The sequence below is a fragment of the Pedobacter humicola genome (assembly GCF_056490705.1).
In genome coordinates, this window is sequence record NZ_JBWJIG010000005.1 from 1 (window position 1) to 21060 (window position 21060).

Genomic DNA, 21060 nt, shown 5'->3' on the forward strand with positions numbered 1-21060 from the left:
CAGCAATGTTGAAGGGTTTTCTTTGTTTACGGCAATTTGCCGTTTATAAGTCTGGGGCACAGTTCCACGTCATCCATCCTACATTTAACATCTTCCGTCATATTATTTGTCCCGGCAGATTGCGCCGGTCTCCGTAGAGGTTTCCATCATCCATTTTGCATTTTCCCTCTTCTGTTTTCCACCACTGCGGCCAATAGCCCTGATGGCAGCGGTATCCCTTTTGGGTAGCATGCATTTGTTTATTAGATAGATTTCCCAAAAGGATTAAGTGTACAGCAGGACGGGACCCAACCTATAGCGTACAGGTATTGCGCTTCAAAAAATAAGATCATTGAAAAAGCTTTGACCTAAAGAACAAGAAGATGTAATGGAAGGTTAAGCGTTGGCCGCTTCTTCTTTACCGGCTAACTGCCCGCAAGCTGCATCGATATCTTTCCCTCTACTACGGCGAATATTGGTATTAATGCCCTGACTTTTTAAATAATTCGAAAAAGCATCAATCTTATCCCCTTCTGCGTTTGTGAAATCTGCAAAGGAAATTGGGTTATATTCTATCAGGTTTACTTTACAAGGAATGTGTTTGCAGAATTTGGCTAAATCCATTGCATCAGAAATTTCATCATTGAAATGATTGAAAACAATGTATTCGTAGGTTACCGGATTTTTGGTTTTCGCAAAATAGTATTTAAGTGCGTCTGCCAATGCTTTTAATGAGTTGGCCTCATTGATGGGCATGATTTCATTACGCTTTTTGTCGTCGGCAGCGTGAAGGGATAAAGCAAGATTAAATTTCGCACCGTCATCGCCAAGTTTTTTGATCATTTTGGCAATACCAGCAGTGGAAACAGTAATGCGCTTATAGCTCATATTTAGGCCATCTGGTGCGGTTATACGTTCAATCGACTTCATCACATTGGCATAATTTAACAGCGGCTCTCCCATGCCCATATACACGATATTGGTAAGGGGATTATTATAATTTTGCTTTGCCTGTTTATCAATCAGTACCACCTGGTCATAAATTTCATCAGCGTTTAAGTTACGCTTACGGTCCATATAGCCAGTTGCACAGAACTTGCAGGTTAAACTACAGCCCACCTGCGAACTTACACAGGCCGTCATACGGTCTTCAAGCGGAATGAGTACTCCTTCCACGATATTGCCATCGGCTAACCTAAAAGTATTTTTAATGGTATGATCGTTACTGAACTGAGAATTGTTGACCTGAACAGCATTGATAGCAAAAGTTTCGTCCAATGCTTTACGTAGATCTTTAGAAAGATTACTCATCTGCTCGAAACTGGTAGCCGATTTTTCCCAAAGCCACTGGTAAATCTGCTTGGCCCTAAATGCAGGTTGTTGCATTGCTACAAGATGTTGTTGCAATTGAGGAAGATCTAACGCACGGATATCGGTTTTTTTTGCTGTTACCATTTGTTGCAAAGGTACTTAAAAAAGGGGCTAAGCTGAAAGATTAATGCTAAAAGGCTATAAATCAGATTGTAATTTTACAATCTGCTTATGCACTTACCTTCCTCTGCCCCTTGTATTTGGTTTTGCTGAAGATTTACCCTTAGCTGGTCTGGAATTTCTGTTACCGGTATTACTTTTTCCAGTTGGTTTTGCTTCTGAATGGCTTGTATTTTTCTTACCTGTCGATTTTAGCCCGGATGGTTTTGGTTTGAAAGCTTTCTTTGGTTGCTCCTCCCTAAGCTCTGGAATTTCTTCCCAAGCATTTGCTTTTTTCTTCGCAGCACTTTTGGGTTTCGATTTGGCTTCAGAAGATGAATTTTCGACACTTTTGGTAATGCTTTTCATCTCATCTTCCGTAAGTTCCCTAAATTCCCCTGTTGGAATACCTTTTAAATTGATATTCATGATGCGTGTACGCTCAAGTTTGGTAACCTCATAACCAAAATGCTCGCACATTCTGCGGATCTGTCTGTTTAAACCTTGAATTAAGATGATATTAAAAACAAATGTACTAATCTGGCGTACCTTACATTTACGTGTATTCACACCCAGAATCGGAACGCCATTACTCATTTCGAAAATGAAATCTTCAGTAAGCGGTTTGTTTACGGTAACTACATATTCCTTTTCATGTTTGTTCCCTGCCCTTAAAATTTTGTTAACGATATCGCCATTGTTGGTCAAAAAAATCAGACCTGAAGAATCTTTATCTAAACGGCCAATAGGGAATATTCTTTCACTATGGTTTACATAATCAACAATATTATCACGAACGCTGCCTTCTGTAGTACTGGTGATCCCTACAGGTTTGTTAAAGGCCAAAAGGATGAAATTACTTTCTTCTTTTGGTTCGATGTTATGGCCGTTTACCATTACTTTATCGCCTGCCAAAACCTGGTCGCCAACCTTAGCTCTTTTTCCGTTGATGAAAACGGTTCCCTTTTCGATATAACGATCTGCTTCACGGCGCGAACATAATCCGCTTTCGCTGATGAATTTATTTAAACGGGTTGCAGAATTATTGTTCATGCTGCAATTTTACGGAAATAAATTGTGTTATCCATTCGCTATAGTGGCAACAAATGAATCAACAGTGCTTTTAAGTTTGGCTAAGGTTTCGTTGTCGGTGATAACGGCTTGATCATTGATCTTCGCTTTTGCGAAAGGGATAAGCTGGGCAGCTATCTTTGCTTCAATAACCGTTAAGATGTCGATGAGAGACTGGTAGGCTTTTTCTCCCTGTGTTGAGGCAATAAGTGCTAAGGTTGGTTTTCCTGAGAAGGAGGCCGAACTAACTGTCCAATCGAGTAAATTTTTTAGCGAGCCGGGCAAGCCCATCGCATATTCTGGTGTAGAGATAATAATGCCGTCTGCCTGTTGGATCTTTAACCTAAGATTTACAACTTGCTTTGGTGGATTTTCAAAATCTAAATCAGGATTGAAATGTGGGATATCGGCAATGGATGGGAAATTGATTATCTCAAAATCCTTACCCAAAAGCCCGGTAACTGCCGCGATAAAAAGTCCGTTGGTTGAAGCGGACTTAGTACTGCCAGAAATTGCGAGTATTTTTTTCATTTGCTAAAAGTAGCAAAGTGAACATAGACAGGAAAGGAGCTCAGGTAATCCAATCGTCATTTCGAATGGTGCTGTTGAAACCATCAGGAATCAACAGCCCATCCGAAAAATTATAAACAAACTAAAAATTTTGATCATCGGCACTTGGGCCGTAGCTTCCTGGAATCGGAATATTTAACAATCTTAGATAAACGCCCAACTGTGCCCTGTGGTGAGTGGTTTGGCTAAGCGAGTGGCGGATGGTTTCGTATTTAGAATAATCGGCCAATACCTGTTTGCCCATACTTAATATCCAGCGTCCGTTTAAATCGTTTTCTGTAGCTTTTTCCAGTTCTGTTTTCCCTTTTGCATAATTTTCTTCCAAAAGTTTAACCAGGTCACCGCTATTTGTTACCGGAGGTTCGGTATAAGGTGCTGTTTCGAAATCCAGGCCATCGGTTGTTAAAGCCAGTGATACCCAACTCGGCAGATCAGCAATGTGAACGGCCAGTGATTTCATTTTCATACTTTTTTCATGTGGCGCCCAGTCAAATTTATCTGCTGGTACAATAGCCAGGAATTTTTTTGTGGTATTAAATTCGGCTGCTAGCTCTTTTAATAATAATTCGATAATATTCATATTTTTCTGTTTTGTTTTTTCTGCGGTGTGTAGGTCCATCAGTAATAAATCGGCTATACTCATGATTTTGATGTTTGTTTACACAAAGAAAATACAGCCCACTGACAACCCTATGGCAGTGTGAAAAATATTATTTTTAATAATTTACCGGCAACAAATGCATGTACTCGCTTAACGGCATGTGTTGTGTTTTTTTGAAAGGAATGCCAGAGTTTTTGAGACAGATAATTCTGATGAGGTTAAAATCGCGGTACTGGTTGCGGAAGTGGCACCAGGCAATCAAATGCCAGCTAAAAGCATAAAAAATGAGGCCGATGGGCTCCACTTCCCTTTTGCTTACCTCTTCCTTATTGTTTTTATATTCGAGTTCGATGAGGTGCTTTTCTGAAATGGCCTGTTGAATAAGCGACAGGTATTCAAAGTTGAAACTTAACCTTTCCGGGATCTGTAACCGGATGTGCTGGTTTAGTGTTTCCAATTTCTCTTTCTGGCCTGTTTTTAATACCGCCTTTACCTTTGTTAACGCCGCAGAATAATGGGTGCGGATAGAATTATCGGCAAAACCGTTTACTAAACTTTCTACCAGTAACAATGCATTGGCTTCATCCATATTAAAGGAAACCGGGGGTAGAAAATACCCCTGAACCAGATAGTAGCCCTTATGTTGCTCAAAACTCACGGGTATGCCCTGTTCGCAGAGTGCCTTTACGTCCCGGTAAACAGTACGCACACTCATGTTAAACCTTTCCGCAATTTTTTCTGCAGTAATGTATTTTCTGGATTGAAGTAGGGTTAAAATTCCGAAAAGACGGTCGATACGGTTCATGTTTGGGTTTTTAAAGGCGCTTATAAAATTAAAGTTTTTTATGCAATTTTCTTGTGGTACGTTATTTGTAAATAATAATAGATATCAATTTTGGAGGTTAAACCGTTATTATATTGATATTATAGAAAATCTAGATAAATGGCGGCTGTTATTCAAAAGCGTTTTTTCCGGGCAATAAAAAGTAAAGTAATTATAGGTTTCCTGTTTGCCTGTTTTGCGTTGCTCCTGGCGTGGGGCATCAGTAAGTTTGCTTTTACGCGGATGTTGAATACCGTAGAAGAAATTTCGGCCCCAAACGATCGTTTGCGGATCGTTAATGATCTTTCTCATAAGATAGCAAGGTTAGATCAGCTGCAACGTGATGAAGCCTTTAATAAACAGGGTACCTATAGTTTTCTGAAAGAATCCCGTAAGTTAAGGTCGAGTTTGGATACGCTGCGTAAATTATACAGGGGTGATTCTGCTCAGTTGGCAAGGATAAAATCGATTAAAAATTTACTCTCAGACCGGGATAAACAGTTTGTGAATTACCTGAAGGTTAGGGAAACGCTGGTGAATACCAAATCCTTTTCTGAGGAGGTTCAGAAATTGAACGAATTGGTGGCAACCCGTACCAGGCAAACAGATAGTGCGGTATTGACTACTGAAACCACTACCTCTACTACTACGGTTGCACCTGAGGAAGAACAAAAATCGAGGGGTTTTTTAAGTAAACTTTTTGGCAAGAAAAAATCCGACGTTTATAAAATCATTAACGAAGAGTTTAAAGTTAAACGTGATACCTTAAATGCAAAGGCTGAAGATAGCATCATGAAAAGCATGACCGGTTCGTTAAGAAATATCGAACTGGAGCAAAGGCAGAAAAGCCAGAAATTTTTAAAGCGCGAGGCTGATTTATCAAACGCGAGTAATGCCTTAACGGCTAAAATGCTGCAAATTTTGCGGGAGGTTGAAGGTGAGGCGGTAGCGCAGGTAGATTTAAATGGCATTCAGGCCAAAGAGGTGGTGAATGATGGTATTACACAGATTACCACAATCATCATTATTTTCTTTTTGTTAACGGTTATTCTTCTTTATTTAATTCTGGCCGATATTACCAAAAGCAATAGGTACAGGAAGGCTTTGGAGTTGGCCAAAGATGAGGCTGAATACCACGGTAAAGCAAAACAACGGTTCTTATCCAATATGAGCCACGAAATCAGGACGCCATTACAGTCTATTTTAGGCTATGCAGAATTAATTACCCAACAGGATGTTCCAAGTAAAAAAGATGTGGATGCCATTTACCAATCTTCGATCCATTTACTTCAGATTGTTAACGAGGTTTTGGATTACAATCGGATTATTTCAGGTGAATTTAGTTTTAACAATCAGGTTTTCAACATTAGAAAGGCTCTAGATGAAGTGGTATCGGTAATGCGGCCATTGGCAGAGCAGAAATCACTTCAGTTAAATGCAGCACTTGATCTGGCCGGTCTGGAATTTGTAAAAGGGGATGTGTTCAGGTTGAAACAGATCCTCTTCAATTTACTGGGCAACGCAGTAAAGTTTACCCTAAAAGGGGAAATTAAATTGTCAGCTTCCTATAAAAAACAGGGAGATGATCTGCACTTTCATTTTACGATAAAAGACACCGGAATTGGTTTTGAGGAAAAAGATGTTCCTAAAATCTTTAATGAATTTGAACAGATAGAATCACCAGAGAAATATATTATCAACCAAGCCGGTACGGGTTTAGGGCTACCTATTGTTAAATCGCTGATTGAAACACAAGGCGGACGGATTTATGTTAAAAGTAAACCGGGTATTGGAACTACATTTAATATCTACATGAAATATGAAAATACCACCGAGCGGATTAACGACGCTTTGGATCTGGAACATTATGCCATTGTAAACCCTGGAACGGTGTGGGTGATTGATGATGATAGACTGATCCTTGATCTGTGTGGAATGATTTTTCAGAAAAATAAAATTCCATATCAAAGTTTTACGCAGGTGGCCGATATTTTACATACAGAACCCGAACCCGATTTAAAATATGTATTGGTTGATATGCGCATGCCCGAAATGACCGGTTTTGAGCTTTGCCATTTATTGAAAAAGAAACTCCCGGCAAATATTAAATTCTATGCCATTACCGCACAGGTTTTACCTGAAGAACGTGAAATGGTATTAAGCGGTGGTTTTGACGGCTTGATTATGAAACCATTTAGGGCAGTTGATATTTTATCGATTTTTGACAAAACAGAAATATTAACAGATCAACCCGAATTCGATTTCTCTTCTATCGAGAAGATGACCTTCGGAGATCAGCAGTTATTGGAAAAGATCCTGAACCGTTTTAAACAGGATTCAATTGATGATGCCGCTGAACTCAAAAAACACCTGGCCCAAAACGACCAGGATAAAAGCAGATTATTGGTTCATCGCCTTGCTGGCCGTACTGCACAGATGGGATCGAAAACATTGGCGAATGCCTTTAGAACTTTAGAAATAGAAATAGCGGAGAAAGGCTTAACCGATGGTATTAAATCCGATGTTTTATTACAAATCAAAAAATTGGATATTTTAATCTCATTTATGGCAGAAATGGATTATGCTAATGCAGAATAAGGAAAAATGTAAAATGGATGAGTTCAGATGTAGGATGTGAAATGAGGATCAAATTTGGCGGATAATTAAACGCCTATTCAATCCCGTAACGTTCCATTTTGGCATAAAGGGTTTTACGGTCGATGTTTAAAATCTTGGCTGCCTTTGATTTATTGTGCCTTACTTTGATCAGCGTTTCAGTAATCAGTGCTTTTTCGTTTTGCTCATTAACGGCTTTCAGATCAGAGGAATTGCCCGGAGCCGTTTGGTGATGAACGGAGATCATCATTTCATCTGGCAATGCTTCTACCTGGGCAACATCACCCGGACTCAATAAAACCATTCGTTTAATTACATTACTGAGTTCGCGTAGATTACCCGGCCAATCATAACTGAGTAATAGTGCTTTTGCATCAGCTGATACACTTTTCACATTCCGCTGTAAATCGCGGTTTGACAATTGAATAAAATGATTGATAAACAATTCTAAATCCCCACCTCTGTTGCGTAAGGGCGGGAGTTGTATTTTAAATTCGTTTAAGCGATGGTACAAATCCTCTCTAAATTCGCCCTGTTGCATGCTATTGGTCAGATCGTCATTAGTTGCGGTAATAATCCTAACATTCACAGGAATCTGTTTAGTACTGCCAAGGGGCTGGATCACCCGTTCTTGTAATGCCCTGAGCAATTTAATCTGCACTTCGTAGCTCAGGTTGCCCACCTCATCTAAAAATAATGTGCCACCATTTGCCACTTCAAACTGACCTTTTTTATCATTTAACGCACCTGTAAAAGCACCCTTAACATGTCCGAATAATTCGCTTGCAGCCAAATCTTTTGATAGGGCACCACAATCAATTGCCACAAAGGGTTTATCGGCACGTTTGCTTTGTTGGTGGAGCGTTCTGGCTGCAAATTCTTTTCCGGTTCCGCTTTCACCCTGTATAATAACCGACATATCAGTTGGCGCTACCAGGTTAATATGTTCGTATAACTTATCGGCGATTGCACTTTTACCTTTTATAAAATCGCTGTTCGTTTCTTTAGGTTCAACACTTTTTAAATCCTTTTTTGATAAAGAATTCTTGATCACCATTAGTAATTCATCAGGATTAACCGGTTTGGTAATGTAATCGAATGCGCCCAACTGGATAGATTTTACAGCGGTACGAACGTCATTAAAACTCGTCATGATAATGATCGGAATAGAAAGGCCTAAATCCCGAACATGGGTAAGTACCTCAAATCCTATTCCATCGGGAAGGCGGTAATCGATTAAAAGCAGATCAAATTCGTGATTCTCGATCAGTTTAAAAGATTGCTTTACATGGGTTACAAGGGTAACCTCATGACTGTTTTTCGTTAAAAAACCTTCAAGTAATTGAGCAAATGTGGTATCGTCTTCTAAAATCAGGATTCTTGCCATTTAACAAAAATAAGAAAAGCCGGACATAATCCGGCTTTCTTTGTAATAGGTAGATGTAATATTGGGTTTTTATTGTACTGGCTTACCGTCTTTATCAATTTTAACCGAACCAGTTTCTGCTTCTTTTTTAACATTGATTAGGTAGTACTCCTTTGTTCCTTCTTTAACCGACCAGGCTTCAGTAGCGGTCCATCCTTTATAAGCATCAGATTTTAATGCCGTAGTAACCGGAGCAGGAAGCTCTTCCAGTTTAACCGGAGTTTTTACTGCACTGTCTTGAACTGCAACAATTGCAGCATTTTTGATGGTATTTACTTCACTTGCCTGTACTGCTGAGAATCCTGCGAAAGCTAAGAACGCAGCTGATAAAATTAATTTTTTCATGGTATTTATTTTTTAGTTTATGCGTAGCCCGAAGGCCACGCTTATATTGATTATGCCTTTACGGCGTATTTATTTGCGATTATTGAACTGGCTTACCGTCTTTGTCGATTTTAACTGAACCAGTTTCTGCTTCTTTTTTAACGTTGATTAAATAGTACTCTTTTGTACCTTCTTTCACCGACCAGGCTTCAGTAGCGGTCCAACCTTTGTAAGCATCAGATTTTAATGCGGTGGTTACTGGCTCAGGTAATTCTTCCAGTTTAACCGGAGTTTTTACGGCACTATCTTGAACTGCAACAATTGCAGCGTTTTTCATTGTATTTACTTCACTTGCTTGAACTGCTGTGAATCCTGCGAATGCTAATGTAGCGGCTAAAATGAACTTTTTCATGATGTTATGTTTTAATGATTTGTAACTTGCGTTACGTTAATTACTCGTTAATTAATGGAGCGCTAATGATGTTTAGATTATTGAACTGGTTTACCGTCTTTGTCGATTTTAACCGAACCAGTTTCTGCTTCTTTTTTAACATTGATTAAATAGTACTCTTTTGCTCCTTCTTTAACCGACCAGGCTTCGGTAGCGGTCCAGCCTTTATAAGCATCAGATTTTAATGCGGTGGTTACTGGCTCAGGCAATTCTTCCAATTTAACCGGAGTTTTTACTGCACTATCTTGAACTGCAACAATTGCAGTATTTTTGATTGTATTTACTTCACTTGCTTGTACTGCTGAGAATCCGGCTAATGCTAATACTGTTGCTGCTAAAACGAACTTTTTCATAGTATATATTTTAAAATTTAATTTGTGTAACAATACTTGCTAATGTTTCATAATGATGCCAAACGCAACTTTTTATTTAAATTATTGATTATCAGTGGTTTTTTGGTGTGCCAGAATTTTAAACTTGTAGAGTTTCTCCACACTTTGGGGGGAATGACTACAAGATTTGCAGTTATTTTTTAAGAAATTTAGAATGTGAATCGCTCGTTGATAGTTCTCGTACCGTCAGATGTTACCATCTGATGAATTTTTAAAATTTCCTTCGTAACCCTATAGCATTAATTGGTGATCAGATTGAAATATCAGACAGTACAAAAAAAGTAATTTGAATTTTGAAAAAAAGAAGATTTTTTCTATCATTGCAGCCCGATAAAAAGCCTCCTTAGCTCAGCTGGTAGAGCAACTGACTTGTAATCAGTAGGTCATTGGTTCGATTCCGATAGGAGGCTCTTTTTCTTTTCTATTTCTAAGAAAATCTTTCAAAATCATTTTCCCATCATAATAAACCAGGCGCAGAAAAATATTTTTATTTGCTCCTTTATTGCGCTAATTTGCGGGATGCTAAAATATTTTTCAGCCGATTGGATATTTCCTGTTTCTTCACCTCCTATCAACAATGGAGTAGTAGCCGTGTATCCAGATGGCACAATTGAAAAAGTATTAACAGAACAAGAAGCCGCTAACCTTGATGTAGAGATCGCCAAATATAAAGGGGCCATCGTTCCGGGTTTTATCAACACCCATTGCCATTTGGAGCTTTCCCATATGTTGGGGCAAATCCCCGAAAAAACGGGTTTGGTAGAATTTGTACAAAGCATTATTAAAAGCAGACAGGGTGATGCTGCAGAAATTAAAGCCGCCATGTATCATGCTGACCAAAAAATGTCCGATAATGGAATAGTGGCCGTTGGCGATATTTCCAATCAGGTCTCCTCAAAGGAAATAAAAGAAAATAGCAAAATATATTACCACACTTTTATAGAGGCGATGGGCTTTAATCCTGAGCGGGCAGATGCCATTATGGATTATGTTAAGGAAATTAAGCAGGCCTTTGTTCCTTTGCCGGCGTCTGTTGTGCCACATGCACCTTATTCAGTATCTCAGCCGTTATTTGAACTCATAAGAGAAGAAGCTGAAAATGACAACACTTTTATCAGTATTCATAACCAGGAAACGGACAATGAAAATGCTTTCTTCGAAAATAAAACCGGTGGATTTTTAAATCTATATCAATTTTTAGGACTGGATATTTCTTTCTTTGAACCCACAAAAAAAACATCCTTACAAAGCTGGCTACCTTATATTAAGGAGCAGAAAAGTTTACTGGTGCACAATACGGTTTCGAGTAAAGCAGATATCGAATTTGCAAAACAGACCAACAGTGATCTGTACTGGTGCCTTTGTCCGCAGGCCAATTTATACATAGAAAATGCTTTGCCTGATGTTGATCTGTTAATAAATGAAGGTGTCAAAATTACTTTGGGAACAGATAGTCTGGCCAGTAACCATCAGCTCAACATTTTATCAGAAATGATCACTTTACAGAAACACAAACAGGTAGGTTTCGAGCAGCTTTTAAGTTGGGCTACTCTTAACGGCGCTGAGTTCTTGGCGCTTGACGGGCAGTTTGGTACAATAGAGCCAGGTAAAAAGCCAGGATTGAACCTGATTCAGTTATCTTCCGAATTTGCGATTGAAAGCGATAAGGTACATCGGTTAGTTTAAAAAATGTTACAACTTAATAACCTTAAAAATTACATATTTTAATGTTAATCTAAATTTTTTATGATCAAGCAGCATGAAAATCATATGGTATACATTAAACAAGCTTTTTTTTTAATGTATACCTTGTTTATCTCTAGCTCTTTAAGGTGATTTTTTCTCTTGACCTTAAAAAAGAGATATTTTGAGGTTAAATTATTATATTTTCCTTATGAACCCAATCTCTAAACTTTTCAATATTAAATATCCCATTATTCAGGCTGGGATGGTGTGGTGTAGTGGCTGGAGATTGGCTTCAGCGGTTTCTAATGCCGGTGGCCTTGGGATTATTGGCGCAGGTTCCATGTATCCTGATGTTTTAAGGCTACATATCCAAAAATGCAAATTGGCTACTGATCAGCCATTTGGCGTGAATATCCCCTTGCTCTATCCAAATATTCAGGAAATTATTGATGTAGTAATTGAGGAAGGCGTGAAAATCATATTTTCTTCTGCCGGAAACCCTGCTACCTGGACCAGTATTTTAAAAGCAAAAGGCATTACCGTTGTCCATGTAATTGCGAATACAAAATTTGCTTTAAAGGCGCAGGAGGCCGGCGTAGATGCTGTTGTTGCCGAAGGTTTCGAAGCCGGTGGACACAACGGTAGAGAAGAAACCACCACCATGTGTTTAATCCCGATGATCAAGGAGGCGGTTACCATTCCGGTGATTGCTGCTGGCGGCATTGGGAGCGGAAAAGCGATGCTGGCTGCTTTTGCTTTGGGGGCAGATGCTGTTCAGATTGGTTCGGCTTTTGCCGTGGCTGAAGAATCATCTGCCCATCCGGCATTTAAAAATAAAATTATTTCGGCAGCTGAGGGTGATACCAAACTGGCCATGAAAAAACTGGTTCCCGTGAGATTATTGAAAAACGAATTTGCTGATGCCGTGTCGGTCGCGGAAGCTGAGGGAGCAGACAGGGCCCGCCTGATAGCGCTTTTGGGCAGGGCAAGGGCAAAGGCAGGTATGTTTGAAGGCGATATGAAAAATGGAGAACTCGAAATCGGCCAGATTTCGGCAATGCTTAATGAAATTAAACCTGCAAAAGCAATCCTTGATGGGATATGGACAGATTTCAAATCTGAATTGGTAAGATTTAACAGTTTGCAAAATGAATTGGACTTATAAACACCACGATACACAATTGCTTTACTAACTTTGCAGTATTAAAAGTTTAACATGAGCGAAAAAGATGTAAAGTCCCCTTCAGGGGATTTAGGAGTGAAACACCTCAATATAATCGTAACGGGTAAAGTACAGGGCGTTGGCTTTAGGGAAACCACTAAAATTATTGCCAACCAGATGATGGTAACCGGTTTTGTACGGAATGAAAAAGATGGGTCGGTATACATCGAAGCTGAGGGAGAAGCTATTTTTCTGGAAGAATTTGTTAACTGGTGCCACGAAGGGCCTGACCGTTCGCGGGTAGAAAATGTTGCGGTAAGCGATGGCGAAATAAAAAACTATCGTAATTTTGAAATCTTAAGAAAGTAACACGTAGCAAGACTCTATAATGAGTTTCCTTTCTTGATACCTGATACTTTATCCTTGATTATAACGAATGTCTGTATATAAAAAGTTTCTTGGGCAAACCATGGTGTATGGTATCAGTACCATTGCCTCTCGCTTGCTCAATTTCATCCTAACACCAATATTTACCCGAAGTTATGGTGCGAGCGCACTGGGTGTTTTTACCAAAATGTATGCCTATGCTTCCATGATCAATGCCATACTGGCCTTTGGAATGGAAACCACTTTTTTTCGGTACCTCAATAAACATGAAGATAAAAAACAGCAGGTTTACAACAATTCTTTTTTGATCGTTGCTTTTATATCTACACTATTTTTAATCAGTGGTTTGGTTTTTACCGAGCCGATCACCAAATGGCTGTTGAACAGCAATATGTCACACTATCAGGATCAAAAGAGATATGTTCAGTATTTTCTTTGGTTGCTCTTTTCAGATGCCATATGTGTAATACCCTTTGCAAGGATCAGGGCAGATGGGAAACCGTTTAGGTATAGCATCATTAAATTTGTGAACATATTAAGTTATGTACTCTTAAGCCTGTTTTTTATTTATGGTATCCCGCTGATTATCAAACATGATCTGCCAGGAGCTAGTTTTTTTCAAAGCTGGTTCCGCGATAAATGGGTCGGTTATGTATTTATCGCCAACCTGGCCGCCAGCGGACTTACCTTTTTGCTTTTGGTGCCAGAATTTTTAAAGGTTCAGTTTAAATTCGATAAAGACCTGTTTAAAAAGATGCTTTCTTACAGCTGGCCTGTTTTGGTGGCAAATTTATCTTTCATCATTAATGAAAATCTGGATAAAATACTTTTAGACCGTTATACTACTGAAGCACAGGTAGGCATTTACGGAGCAGTATGTAAACTGGCTATATTCCTGAGTATTTTTAACATGGCTTTCAGACTAGGTGCTGAACCATTCTTCTTCAGTTATGCCAAAAACGAAAATGCAAAAGTTACCTACGCCAAAATTCTGGAGTATTTTGTAATTGCCCTTTCCATCCTCTTTGTTGCACTTACGGCAAATATCGAAATTCTTAAATATTTTATTAGTCGTGATGCTAAACACCTGGCCGAGTATTGGGTAGGTTTGCCTGCAGTACCTTATTTGTTGGTCGGGTACGTATGTTTAGGGATTTATATGAACCTTTCCATTTGGTATAGGTTATCCGACCAAACCAGGTTCGGATTATATATATCATTAGTGGGCGCAGTGATCACCATTGTTTTCAATATTATATTGATTCCAAAATTCAGTTACATGGGTTCTGCCTGGGTTTCGATGGCGACTTATGGAACAATGATGATTATCTCATACATCCTAGGGCAGAAATACTATCCCATCCCTTATAACCTCAAAAAGATTTTAGCCTATTTAATTATTTCAATTATACTGGTGTTCTCTTCATTTTTTATCTTTAAGCGGAACATATATATTGGCAATGCCATGTTAGTCGCTTTTGTGGCTGGGATAGCCTATTTTGAAAAGAATGATTTAATGAGAATCTTAAAAAAATAAGAGTTTTCAGGTTGCTGATTTTGTCTAAAATTTCATATCTCCAATCTCACATTTAATAAAAATGGAAATAAAAATTATCAATACCTCCGAACATCCGCTTCCACAATATGAAACTGCACATGCAGCTGGTATGGATTTAAGGGCAGCAATAACAGCAGAAATTACATTAAAACCTTTACAGCGTTTATTAGTGCCAACGGGGTTATTTATCGAATTGCCAGTCGGCTACGAAGCGCAGATCAGGCCGAGAAGCGGTCTGGCCTATAAACATGGCATCAGCATAGTAAACTCACCGGGTACAATTGATGCCGATTACCGTGGGGAAATAAAAGTTTTATTGGTAAATTTATCGGATACGGATTTTAAAATTGTTAACGGGGATAGGATTGCGCAAATGGTAGTGGCCAAATACGAAACCGTGAGTTGGCAGGCTGTTGAAGAATTGGGAGAAACGGCACGTGGTGAGGGCGGTTACGGACATACAGGTAAATAGTCTGTAATCCTGAGCCAGAAGTCCTTAGTATGGAGTTAATTTTTGGATGGATAAAATGATATGAAGAACAAAGTACATTTTCTTATTGGGGCTACTTTGCTTAGCTTCCAGGCTTTTGGCCAGGGAACGGTTACCCCAGCTACCAACCGCGATAGCAATATGGTAAAACAATTGTTTTTTGCTGGCCTGCGCGAGAAAATGTCTGAAAATTATACTGTTGCCTCTACCAATTTTAACAAAATCGTAGGATTAGATCCAAATAACCATGCCGCTTATTTCGAGCTGGCCAATGCTAATCTCCGCCTGGATAAACTTACTGAAGCCGAACAAAACATCAAACAGGCCATCAAATTAAATTCAGGTAACATATGGTACTGGCGCCTGCTGGGAGAAGTATATAAGCGCAACAATAAGATGCCCGAACTGATTGAAGTGTTTAATCAGTTGATCCGCCTCGACCCGGAAAACGACGCCTATTATTTTGATAAAGCCAACGCACAGTTTTTGGCCAATCAGCTGGATGCCGCAAAAAAGACCTACGATGAAATAGGGGCTAAATTTGGCGAATCGAGAGACCTGGTGAATGCAAAAAAACGCTTTCAGGCGAATGGAAGTGCTACCGAAAGTGATATTGTAAAATTGTTGGAAGGCAACCAGGCCGATGTAAAAAATTACCTTTATGCTGCTGGCCTGCTTTTACAAAAAGGAAATGACCCCGAAGCGTTAAAAGTATTAAATAAAGCACAACAGTTAGAACCCAATAATTTTGAGGTCAACCTTGCCCTGGCCGATATTTACCGCCGTCAAAAAAATGATGATGCTGCCTTTTCCTCGTTAAAACTGGCTTTCGAAAGTGCCGAAATGCCATTGACTGAAAAAGTGAAGATCATAGCGGCTCTTTTTCCAAAGCTCAGCCAGCCCGTGGTAGCTAAAAATGTAACCGAACTGAGCAAACTGGTTGCCGAAAAAAATCCTAGCGACGCGAAAGCACTGGCGCTTTATGGTGATGTGCTTTATCAGCAGAATCAATTAAAAGAAGCTTTGGTACAGTATCAGGCCGCGCTAAAACTCAACGAACAAATTTACGTGGTTTGGGAACAGGTAATTAATATCCATACCTTGCTTGGACATTATGATGAAGCCATAAAAATTGGTGATGAGGCCTTAACCATTTATCCTAACCAGGCCAGTTTATATTATTACATGGCTTATGCCCTATTTAAAACCGGAAAATACGAACCTGCTCAAAACAATTTAAAAACATCCCTACAATTGGATGTGGAGAACAAAAGTTTACAGACGCAGATTTATGCTCTTCAGGGTGATATCTATATCAATCAGAATAATTTCGCCTCCGCTAAAACAGCCTTCGAAAAAGCCATTTCATTAGAGCCTGATAATTATCTGATCATGAATAATTATGCTTACTATTTGGCGTTAAAAAATGATGATTTAACAAAAGCGGCAAAATATGCCGAAACAGCAGCCAATGGAATGCCAAATAACCCTTCGGTTACCGATACCTATGCTTTCATTTTGTTTAAGCAACAAAAGTACGATCTGGCAAAGACGTGGATCGAAAAAGCCTTGCAAAACAATAGCAATAAAAACGGTGTTTACCTGGAGCGATATGGTGATATTCTTTTTATGAAAGGTGAAAAGGATGCCGCGTTAATCCAATGGCAAAAGGCAAAAGAGGCTGGAAATGGATCAGAAGTATTAATTAAAAAGATAAATGAAAAGAAGTATTTTAAATAGCGTAATCCTATGCGGGGCGGTAGTTTTTGTTTCGGCATGTAAGCCTAAAAAAGAAATAGTAGTGGCGCCGCCAACCAAAGTGGAAACCAAAACGGATAACTCCAAAGCCGAAGCCTTAACGTTATTAAATAGCAAACAACTTAAATTTAATACCCTATCATTAAAAGCCAAGGCCACTTTGGATATTGCCGGCGATGCGAACGATGTAACCATGAATTTCAAAATGAGAGACAAGGAAACCATTTGGGTAAGCATTACGGCCCTGGGCGGAATGGCAGAGGTGGCAAGGGCTTTGATCACGCCTGACAGTATCAAGATCATGAACCGCATGAAAAGCGAATACCTCAAAAAACCTTTCAGCTACATTTATAATTTTACCAATAAACAGGTTAATTTTAATACTTTACAGGCTATTTTAACTGGTAATGCCATGGGCGAATTTTTAACCCAGCAATCGGATGTGAAACAGGAAAATGGTGTTTGGGTAGTTTCTGGAAGTAAATCTGAACTGGATTATAAATTACTTTTCAATACCCTCTTCAAAGTAGCGGAAACAAATTTAAATGATGTAAAAAACGGCCAGGCTTTAAAAGTGACCTATACCGATTATCAGAAATTAAATGAATCTTTATTCCCTAGTGCATTACAGATCAAAACACTATCTAAAGCGAAGAAGATAAATATCGATCTTCAGTTTGTAAAAATTGATGGCAATGTTCCTGTCGATTTTCCGTTTAGTGTACCAAAGAGGTTTACAGTTGTAAAATAACATTTAATTAGTTTATTATTTGTAATGCTTGCCAAAGGGACCTGCTGTACCGCAAGGTCTGTTTGGCAATCTTTGCATTATATGAAGATTAAGTGAAGACGGTTCTGTAATAAGCGATTATAACTTTAGTATCTCGATTTTAATACTTTTTACTATAAAATTTTTATACTTTTGGCTTAATGAAGCTACAAAAACTCCTATTTATCCTTTTTTTAAGCGTGTTGACCTTTTCGGCGGTTGCACAAACTGAAAACCAGCTCAGAAGGAAAAAAGAAGCTATACAACGCGAAATTGAGCAGCTTCAAAAGAATTTAAATAAAGCTGCCAGCGGTAAAAAGCTTACTCTACAGCAGATCAATGCCATAAATGCACAGATCAGGTTGCGTCAGGATAAAATTGGAACCATCAATTCTGAAATAAAAAATCTGGATAACCAAATCTCTCAGAACACAAATACCGTACATACGTTGCAAGGTCAGTTAGGCGATCTTAAAAAAGAGTATGCCGGAATGATCCGTTTTGCACAGCGGAACAGGAACTCGTACGATAAAATGATGTTTATTTTTGCTGCCAAGGATTTTAACCAGGCGTATAAACGGATAAAATATTTACAACAGTTTAGCCAATACCGTAAAAAACAGGCAGGTTATATTGAGAATACCCAACAAGACCTGAATGGGAAAATCAAAGTGCTGGATAAAACGCTCAGGGAAAAGAGCGACCTGTTAAAAGAACAGGAAAGGGAACGGGAGCGTTTGGGTAAAGATAAAAATGAACAATCAGTTGTTTTAAAAAATCTCAGCAAGCAGGAATCGCAGTTTAAACAGGATATTAATACCCGCAAAAAGCAACAGGCACAGATAGATAAAGCCATTCGTTTGGCCATCCAGCGGGCAATTGAGGAGGCCAGAAGAAAAGCAGCTGAAGAAGCACGTATTGCAGCGGCTAAAGCGGCCGCAGAAGCCAGGGCAGCTGCAGCAAAAGCAAAAGCCGAAAACAGGCCTGCCCCGGCAGCACCTGCGGCAGCGAAAGAGAAAAGTACCAATGAGCTGCTTACCAATGATGCCGGATCGGCCAAATTAGCGGCCGGATTTGAAAATAACCGCGGTAGATTGCCTTATCCTGTTTCAGGAACCATTACCGAGCATTTCGGTGTACATAAGGTAGATCAGGCTTCGATGAATAATGAAGGTGTAAATATCACAGCCTCTGAAGGCTCGGCAGTTAGGGCCGTTTTTGATGGTGAGGTTTTAGGGGTAAGTCTTATTTATGGAAAATACGTCGTGATATTAATGCACGGTAATTATTTTACCATTTACCAAAACCTGAAGTCGGCCAGTGTAAGCAAAGGTGATAAAGTAAGTACCCGCCAAACAATCGGCGTACTGGCAAACTCAGGTGATATTGCAGAATTGCACTTTGAGATTATGAGGGGGCAAACAAAATTGAATCCGGAAGCCTGGATCAGTAAATAAAAGAATAGTTTTTAAAATGTATATATTTGTATAAATTATATTAGTGATGTATCAAGGCACGTTATTAGAGTTTTTAAACATGGGTGGATCGGAGATCGTGCTCATTTTAGTGGTAGTTCTATTGTTATTCGGGGGTAAAAAATTACCTGAACTGGCAAGGGGACTAGGGAAAGGGATCAGAGAATTTAAAGATGCCTCTGATGGTGTGAAGCGTGAAATTCACAGGAATATTAATGCTATGGACTTAGATAAAGAAGAAGCGGAAGAAACAGCTGTAAATACCCATAGTCAACGTCACCACCCAACAGAAGAATCACCTGTTGATGAAAAGGTTGAGGCAAGTGAATCAAATATTGATCTGGGCAAGCCTACTGACGAAAAAATTGTAACTGACAAAGAAAAAGTTTAAACAAAAAAATCATGTTAAATACAACAATAGCAGCAATGCTTGGAACACCAGAAATTATCATTATTGCGGTAGTGGTATTGTTATTATTTGGTGGTAAAAAAATTCCTGAATTAATGAGAGGTTTAGGTAAAGGTGTTAAAGAATTTAAAGATGGTAAAGATGGTGTTGATGGGGAACAGGTAGATCCATCTAACCGTGATAAAACCGTTTAATTGCAATAATTTTTAGTTTTGAAGAAATACAGCTCTCTTAAGGAGATACAGTCGCTTATTTCGCAAAAGCAATTAACTTTACCCGATTTATTGGCTTATTATTTTAAGCAAATTGAAAAAAATGAACACCTCAACGCATTTAATGAGGTGTTTTTTTTGTCGGCCGAAGCTCAAGCAAAAGCGATACAGCAAAAGATAGAAGAAGGCACCGCAGGTAAGCTTGCAGGCATGGTTATCGGTATTAAAGACAATATCTGTTACGAAGGCCATATCGTTACCGCTTCGTCAAAAATGCTCGAAGGCTTTGTATCACCATATTCTTCTACCGTTGTAGAAAGGTTATTGCAGGAAGATGCCATTATTATCGGCCGTTTAAACTGTGATGAATTTGCCATGGGCGGCTCTAACGAGACCTCATTTTACGGGGCTGTTAAAAATGCGGCTAACCCAGACCTTGTTCCGGGAGGATCTTCCGGTGGTTCGGCTGTTGCAGTTCAGGCGGACATGTGTTTATCTGCCTTAGGTACCGATACTGGTGGTTCTGTGCGTCAGCCAGCAGCTTTTTGTGGCCAGATTGGACTAAAACCTACTTATGGACGTATTTCGAGGTATGGTGTGATTGCTTATGCCTCCTCATTTGATCAGGTTGGCCCGATCACTTCATCAGTAGCCGATGCTGCAATACTTTTACAGGTCTTGGCGGGTGCTGATGATTATGATTCGACCGTTTCTTCATTAACCGTTCCAGATTATCCAGCCCATTTAAACGAAGCGAAAAAACATAAAATAGCCGTTTTAAAGGAAACAATAGAAAGCGATGCACTTGATCCTGAAATTAAAACAGCGATTTTAAAATCGATTGAAAAACTAAAAGCAGATGGACATACTGTTGAATATGTATCGTTCGACCTTTTAGATTATCTGGTTCCGGCTTATTATATTTTAACCACTGCTGAGGCTTCTTCAAATCTTTCACGTTATGATGGTGTGCATTATGGTCACCGCAACATGGAGGCCAAATCATTAAACGAATTGTATAAGTTATCCCGGGCAGAAGGTTTTGGCGAAGAAGTAAAACGCCGTATCCTTTTAGGTACTTTTGTATTGAGTGCGGGATATTACGATGCCTACTATCAGAAAGCACAACAGGTGCGCCGTTTGATCAGGGAAAAAATGGATGCTTTATTTCAGGATTACGATTTAATTCTTTCTCCTGTAGCGCCTACCGCTGCGTTTAAAATCGGAGATAATGTACAGGATGCACTGGTGATGTACATGGCCGATATTTTTACCGTATTACCATCCTTAAGTGGAAACCCGGCCATTGCTTTGCCTTTGGGCAATAATGAAGCAGATTTGCCGTTAAGTATTCAATTTACAGCCAAACATTTTGAGGAAAATCAGCTTTTAGCTTTTTCTCAGGCTTTTTTAAAATAGGCATTAGCTCGT

Annotated in this window: 22 protein-coding genes and 1 tRNA gene; 13 read left to right on the forward strand and 10 right to left on the reverse strand. The window is 39.2% G+C overall.

Going from position 1 to position 21060, the window contains the following annotated elements:
• Positions 1 to 102 precede the first annotated feature (102 nt).
• The 6 genes from AC04Q1_RS09740 to AC04Q1_RS09765 all read right to left on the reverse strand — a co-directional run bounded on the left by AC04Q1_RS09740 (position 103) and on the right by AC04Q1_RS09765 (position 4496).
• Complete coding sequence (locus AC04Q1_RS09740; RefSeq protein WP_478364098.1) at positions 103 to 231, reverse strand: hypothetical protein; 129 nt, start codon at positions 229 to 231, stop codon at positions 103 to 105.
• A 144-nt stretch (positions 232 to 375) separates the two neighbouring features.
• The gene (gene rlmN / locus AC04Q1_RS09745; RefSeq protein ID WP_478364100.1) at positions 376 to 1434 is read right to left on the reverse strand and encodes a dual-specificity RNA methyltransferase RlmN; all 1059 of its coding nucleotides are present in this window, start codon (positions 1432 to 1434) and stop codon (positions 376 to 378) included.
• Positions 1435 to 1527: 93 nt separating this feature from the next.
• Positions 1528 to 2502: a 23S rRNA pseudouridine(2604) synthase RluF gene (rluF, locus tag AC04Q1_RS09750; RefSeq protein WP_478364102.1), complete on the reverse strand. Its 975-nt coding sequence runs from the start codon at positions 2500 to 2502 to the stop codon at positions 1528 to 1530.
• 27 nt (positions 2503 to 2529) lie between these two features.
• Positions 2530 to 3051, reverse strand: coding sequence for an NADPH-dependent FMN reductase (locus AC04Q1_RS09755; protein WP_478364104.1), 522 nt, complete (start codon positions 3049 to 3051; stop codon positions 2530 to 2532).
• A gap of 121 nt (positions 3052 to 3172) precedes the next feature.
• Positions 3173 to 3733: a DinB family protein gene (locus AC04Q1_RS09760; RefSeq protein WP_478364106.1), complete on the reverse strand. Its 561-nt coding sequence runs from the start codon at positions 3731 to 3733 to the stop codon at positions 3173 to 3175.
• A gap of 73 nt (positions 3734 to 3806) precedes the next feature.
• Positions 3807 to 4496, reverse strand: coding sequence for a helix-turn-helix transcriptional regulator (locus tag AC04Q1_RS09765; RefSeq protein ID WP_478364108.1), 690 nt, complete (start codon positions 4494 to 4496; stop codon positions 3807 to 3809).
• A 138-nt stretch (positions 4497 to 4634) separates the two neighbouring features.
• Here AC04Q1_RS09765 and AC04Q1_RS09770 point away from each other — a divergent pair, with 138 nt between their 5' ends.
• Positions 4635 to 7112, forward strand: coding sequence for a hybrid sensor histidine kinase/response regulator (locus AC04Q1_RS09770; RefSeq protein ID WP_478364110.1), 2478 nt, complete (start codon positions 4635 to 4637; stop codon positions 7110 to 7112).
• Between the two features lie 73 nt (positions 7113 to 7185).
• Here AC04Q1_RS09770 and AC04Q1_RS09775 read toward each other — a convergent pair whose 3' ends face one another.
• From AC04Q1_RS09775 to AC04Q1_RS09790, 4 genes are all read right to left on the reverse strand, one after another.
• A complete protein-coding gene (locus AC04Q1_RS09775) occupies positions 7186 to 8517 on the reverse strand; it encodes a sigma-54-dependent transcriptional regulator (protein WP_478364112.1) in 1332 nt (443 codons plus the stop codon).
• Between the two features lie 69 nt (positions 8518 to 8586).
• Positions 8587 to 8901, reverse strand: coding sequence for a hypothetical protein (locus AC04Q1_RS09780; protein ID WP_057931901.1), 315 nt, complete (start codon positions 8899 to 8901; stop codon positions 8587 to 8589).
• A 79-nt stretch (positions 8902 to 8980) separates the two neighbouring features.
• The gene (locus AC04Q1_RS09785) at positions 8981 to 9292 is read right to left on the reverse strand and encodes a hypothetical protein (protein WP_478364114.1); all 312 of its coding nucleotides are present in this window, start codon (positions 9290 to 9292) and stop codon (positions 8981 to 8983) included.
• A 77-nt stretch (positions 9293 to 9369) separates the two neighbouring features.
• Complete coding sequence (locus tag AC04Q1_RS09790; RefSeq protein ID WP_478364116.1) at positions 9370 to 9684, reverse strand: hypothetical protein; 315 nt, start codon at positions 9682 to 9684, stop codon at positions 9370 to 9372.
• Between the two features lie 376 nt (positions 9685 to 10060).
• Here AC04Q1_RS09790 and AC04Q1_RS09795 point away from each other — a divergent pair.
• The 12 genes from AC04Q1_RS09795 to gatA all read left to right on the forward strand — a co-directional run bounded on the left by AC04Q1_RS09795 (position 10061) and on the right by gatA (position 21048).
• Positions 10061 to 10133, forward strand: a tRNA-Thr gene (locus tag AC04Q1_RS09795).
• Between the two features lie 109 nt (positions 10134 to 10242).
• Positions 10243 to 11409, forward strand: a complete 1167-nt coding sequence (locus tag AC04Q1_RS09800; protein ID WP_478364118.1) for an amidohydrolase family protein — start codon at positions 10243 to 10245, stop codon at positions 11407 to 11409.
• A gap of 208 nt (positions 11410 to 11617) precedes the next feature.
• On the forward strand, positions 11618 to 12574 hold the full coding sequence (locus tag AC04Q1_RS09805; protein WP_478364120.1) for an NAD(P)H-dependent flavin oxidoreductase: 957 nt from the start codon (positions 11618 to 11620) through the stop codon (positions 12572 to 12574).
• 51 nt (positions 12575 to 12625) lie between these two features.
• A complete protein-coding gene (locus AC04Q1_RS09810; protein ID WP_478364122.1) occupies positions 12626 to 12940 on the forward strand; it encodes an acylphosphatase in 315 nt (104 codons plus the stop codon).
• A 67-nt stretch (positions 12941 to 13007) separates the two neighbouring features.
• Entirely contained in the window at positions 13008 to 14495 is a 1488-nt protein-coding gene (locus AC04Q1_RS09815; protein ID WP_478364124.1) for an oligosaccharide flippase family protein, read from the forward strand.
• A 61-nt stretch (positions 14496 to 14556) separates the two neighbouring features.
• Positions 14557 to 14988 carry a dUTP diphosphatase gene (gene dut / locus AC04Q1_RS09820; protein WP_478364126.1) on the forward strand — a complete coding sequence of 144 codons (432 nt, stop codon included), beginning with the start codon at positions 14557 to 14559 and terminating at the stop codon, positions 14986 to 14988.
• Positions 14989 to 15048: 60 nt separating this feature from the next.
• On the forward strand, positions 15049 to 16746 hold the full coding sequence (locus AC04Q1_RS09825) for a tetratricopeptide repeat protein (protein WP_478364128.1): 1698 nt from the start codon (positions 15049 to 15051) through the stop codon (positions 16744 to 16746).
• A complete protein-coding gene (lolB1, locus tag AC04Q1_RS09830) occupies positions 16724 to 17515 on the forward strand; it encodes a lipoprotein insertase outer membrane protein LolB1 (RefSeq protein WP_478364130.1) in 792 nt (263 codons plus the stop codon). The genes AC04Q1_RS09825 and lolB1 overlap by 23 nt, the downstream gene beginning before the upstream one ends.
• Positions 17516 to 17694: 179 nt before the next feature.
• On the forward strand, positions 17695 to 18990 hold the full coding sequence (locus AC04Q1_RS09835; protein WP_478364132.1) for a murein hydrolase activator EnvC family protein: 1296 nt from the start codon (positions 17695 to 17697) through the stop codon (positions 18988 to 18990).
• Positions 18991 to 19036: 46 nt separating this feature from the next.
• Positions 19037 to 19399, forward strand: a complete 363-nt coding sequence (locus AC04Q1_RS09840; RefSeq protein WP_478364134.1) for a Sec-independent protein translocase subunit TatA/TatB — start codon at positions 19037 to 19039, stop codon at positions 19397 to 19399.
• Between the two features lie 11 nt (positions 19400 to 19410).
• Positions 19411 to 19611, forward strand: a complete 201-nt coding sequence (locus tag AC04Q1_RS09845; RefSeq protein WP_029287719.1) for a Sec-independent protein translocase subunit TatA/TatB — start codon at positions 19411 to 19413, stop codon at positions 19609 to 19611.
• Positions 19612 to 19629: 18 nt separating this feature from the next.
• Positions 19630 to 21048, forward strand: coding sequence for an Asp-tRNA(Asn)/Glu-tRNA(Gln) amidotransferase subunit GatA (gene gatA / locus AC04Q1_RS09850; RefSeq protein WP_478364136.1), 1419 nt, complete (start codon positions 19630 to 19632; stop codon positions 21046 to 21048).
• Positions 21049 to 21060: the final 12 nt, after the last annotated feature.

Coding starts and splice junctions, on each gene's coding strand:
- AC04Q1_RS09815 (WP_478364124.1), top strand. CDS start 13,008: ATGTCTGTATATAAAAAGTTTCTTGGGCAAACCATGGTGTATGGTATC.
- AC04Q1_RS09775 (WP_478364112.1), bottom strand. CDS start 8,517: ATGGCAAGAATCCTGATTTTAGAAGACGATACCACATTTGCTCAATTA.
- AC04Q1_RS09790 (WP_478364116.1), bottom strand. CDS start 9,684: ATGAAAAAGTTCGTTTTAGCAGCAACAGTATTAGCATTAGCCGGATTC.
- AC04Q1_RS09780 (WP_057931901.1), bottom strand. CDS start 8,901: ATGAAAAAATTAATTTTATCAGCTGCGTTCTTAGCTTTCGCAGGATTC.
- rluF (WP_478364102.1), bottom strand. CDS start 2,502: ATGAACAATAATTCTGCAACCCGTTTAAATAAATTCATCAGCGAAAGC.
- AC04Q1_RS09800 (WP_478364118.1), top strand. CDS start 10,243: ATGCTAAAATATTTTTCAGCCGATTGGATATTTCCTGTTTCTTCACCT.
- AC04Q1_RS09740 (WP_478364098.1), bottom strand. CDS start 231: ATGCTACCCAAAAGGGATACCGCTGCCATCAGGGCTATTGGCCGCAGT.
- AC04Q1_RS09755 (WP_478364104.1), bottom strand. CDS start 3,051: ATGAAAAAAATACTCGCAATTTCTGGCAGTACTAAGTCCGCTTCAACC.
- AC04Q1_RS09810 (WP_478364122.1), top strand. CDS start 12,626: ATGAGCGAAAAAGATGTAAAGTCCCCTTCAGGGGATTTAGGAGTGAAA.
- AC04Q1_RS09845 (WP_029287719.1), top strand. CDS start 19,411: ATGTTAAATACAACAATAGCAGCAATGCTTGGAACACCAGAAATTATC.
- AC04Q1_RS09805 (WP_478364120.1), top strand. CDS start 11,618: ATGAACCCAATCTCTAAACTTTTCAATATTAAATATCCCATTATTCAG.
- AC04Q1_RS09765 (WP_478364108.1), bottom strand. CDS start 4,496: ATGAACCGTATCGACCGTCTTTTCGGAATTTTAACCCTACTTCAATCC.
- AC04Q1_RS09785 (WP_478364114.1), bottom strand. CDS start 9,292: ATGAAAAAGTTCATTTTAGCCGCTACATTAGCATTCGCAGGATTCACA.
- lolB1 (WP_478364130.1), top strand. CDS start 16,724: ATGAAAAGAAGTATTTTAAATAGCGTAATCCTATGCGGGGCGGTAGTT.
- AC04Q1_RS09825 (WP_478364128.1), top strand. CDS start 15,049: ATGAAGAACAAAGTACATTTTCTTATTGGGGCTACTTTGCTTAGCTTC.
- dut (WP_478364126.1), top strand. CDS start 14,557: ATGGAAATAAAAATTATCAATACCTCCGAACATCCGCTTCCACAATAT.
- AC04Q1_RS09835 (WP_478364132.1), top strand. CDS start 17,695: ATGAAGCTACAAAAACTCCTATTTATCCTTTTTTTAAGCGTGTTGACC.
- rlmN (WP_478364100.1), bottom strand. CDS start 1,434: ATGGTAACAGCAAAAAAAACCGATATCCGTGCGTTAGATCTTCCTCAA.
- AC04Q1_RS09770 (WP_478364110.1), top strand. CDS start 4,635: ATGGCGGCTGTTATTCAAAAGCGTTTTTTCCGGGCAATAAAAAGTAAA.
- AC04Q1_RS09840 (WP_478364134.1), top strand. CDS start 19,037: ATGTATCAAGGCACGTTATTAGAGTTTTTAAACATGGGTGGATCGGAG.
- AC04Q1_RS09760 (WP_478364106.1), bottom strand. CDS start 3,733: ATGAGTATAGCCGATTTATTACTGATGGACCTACACACCGCAGAAAAA.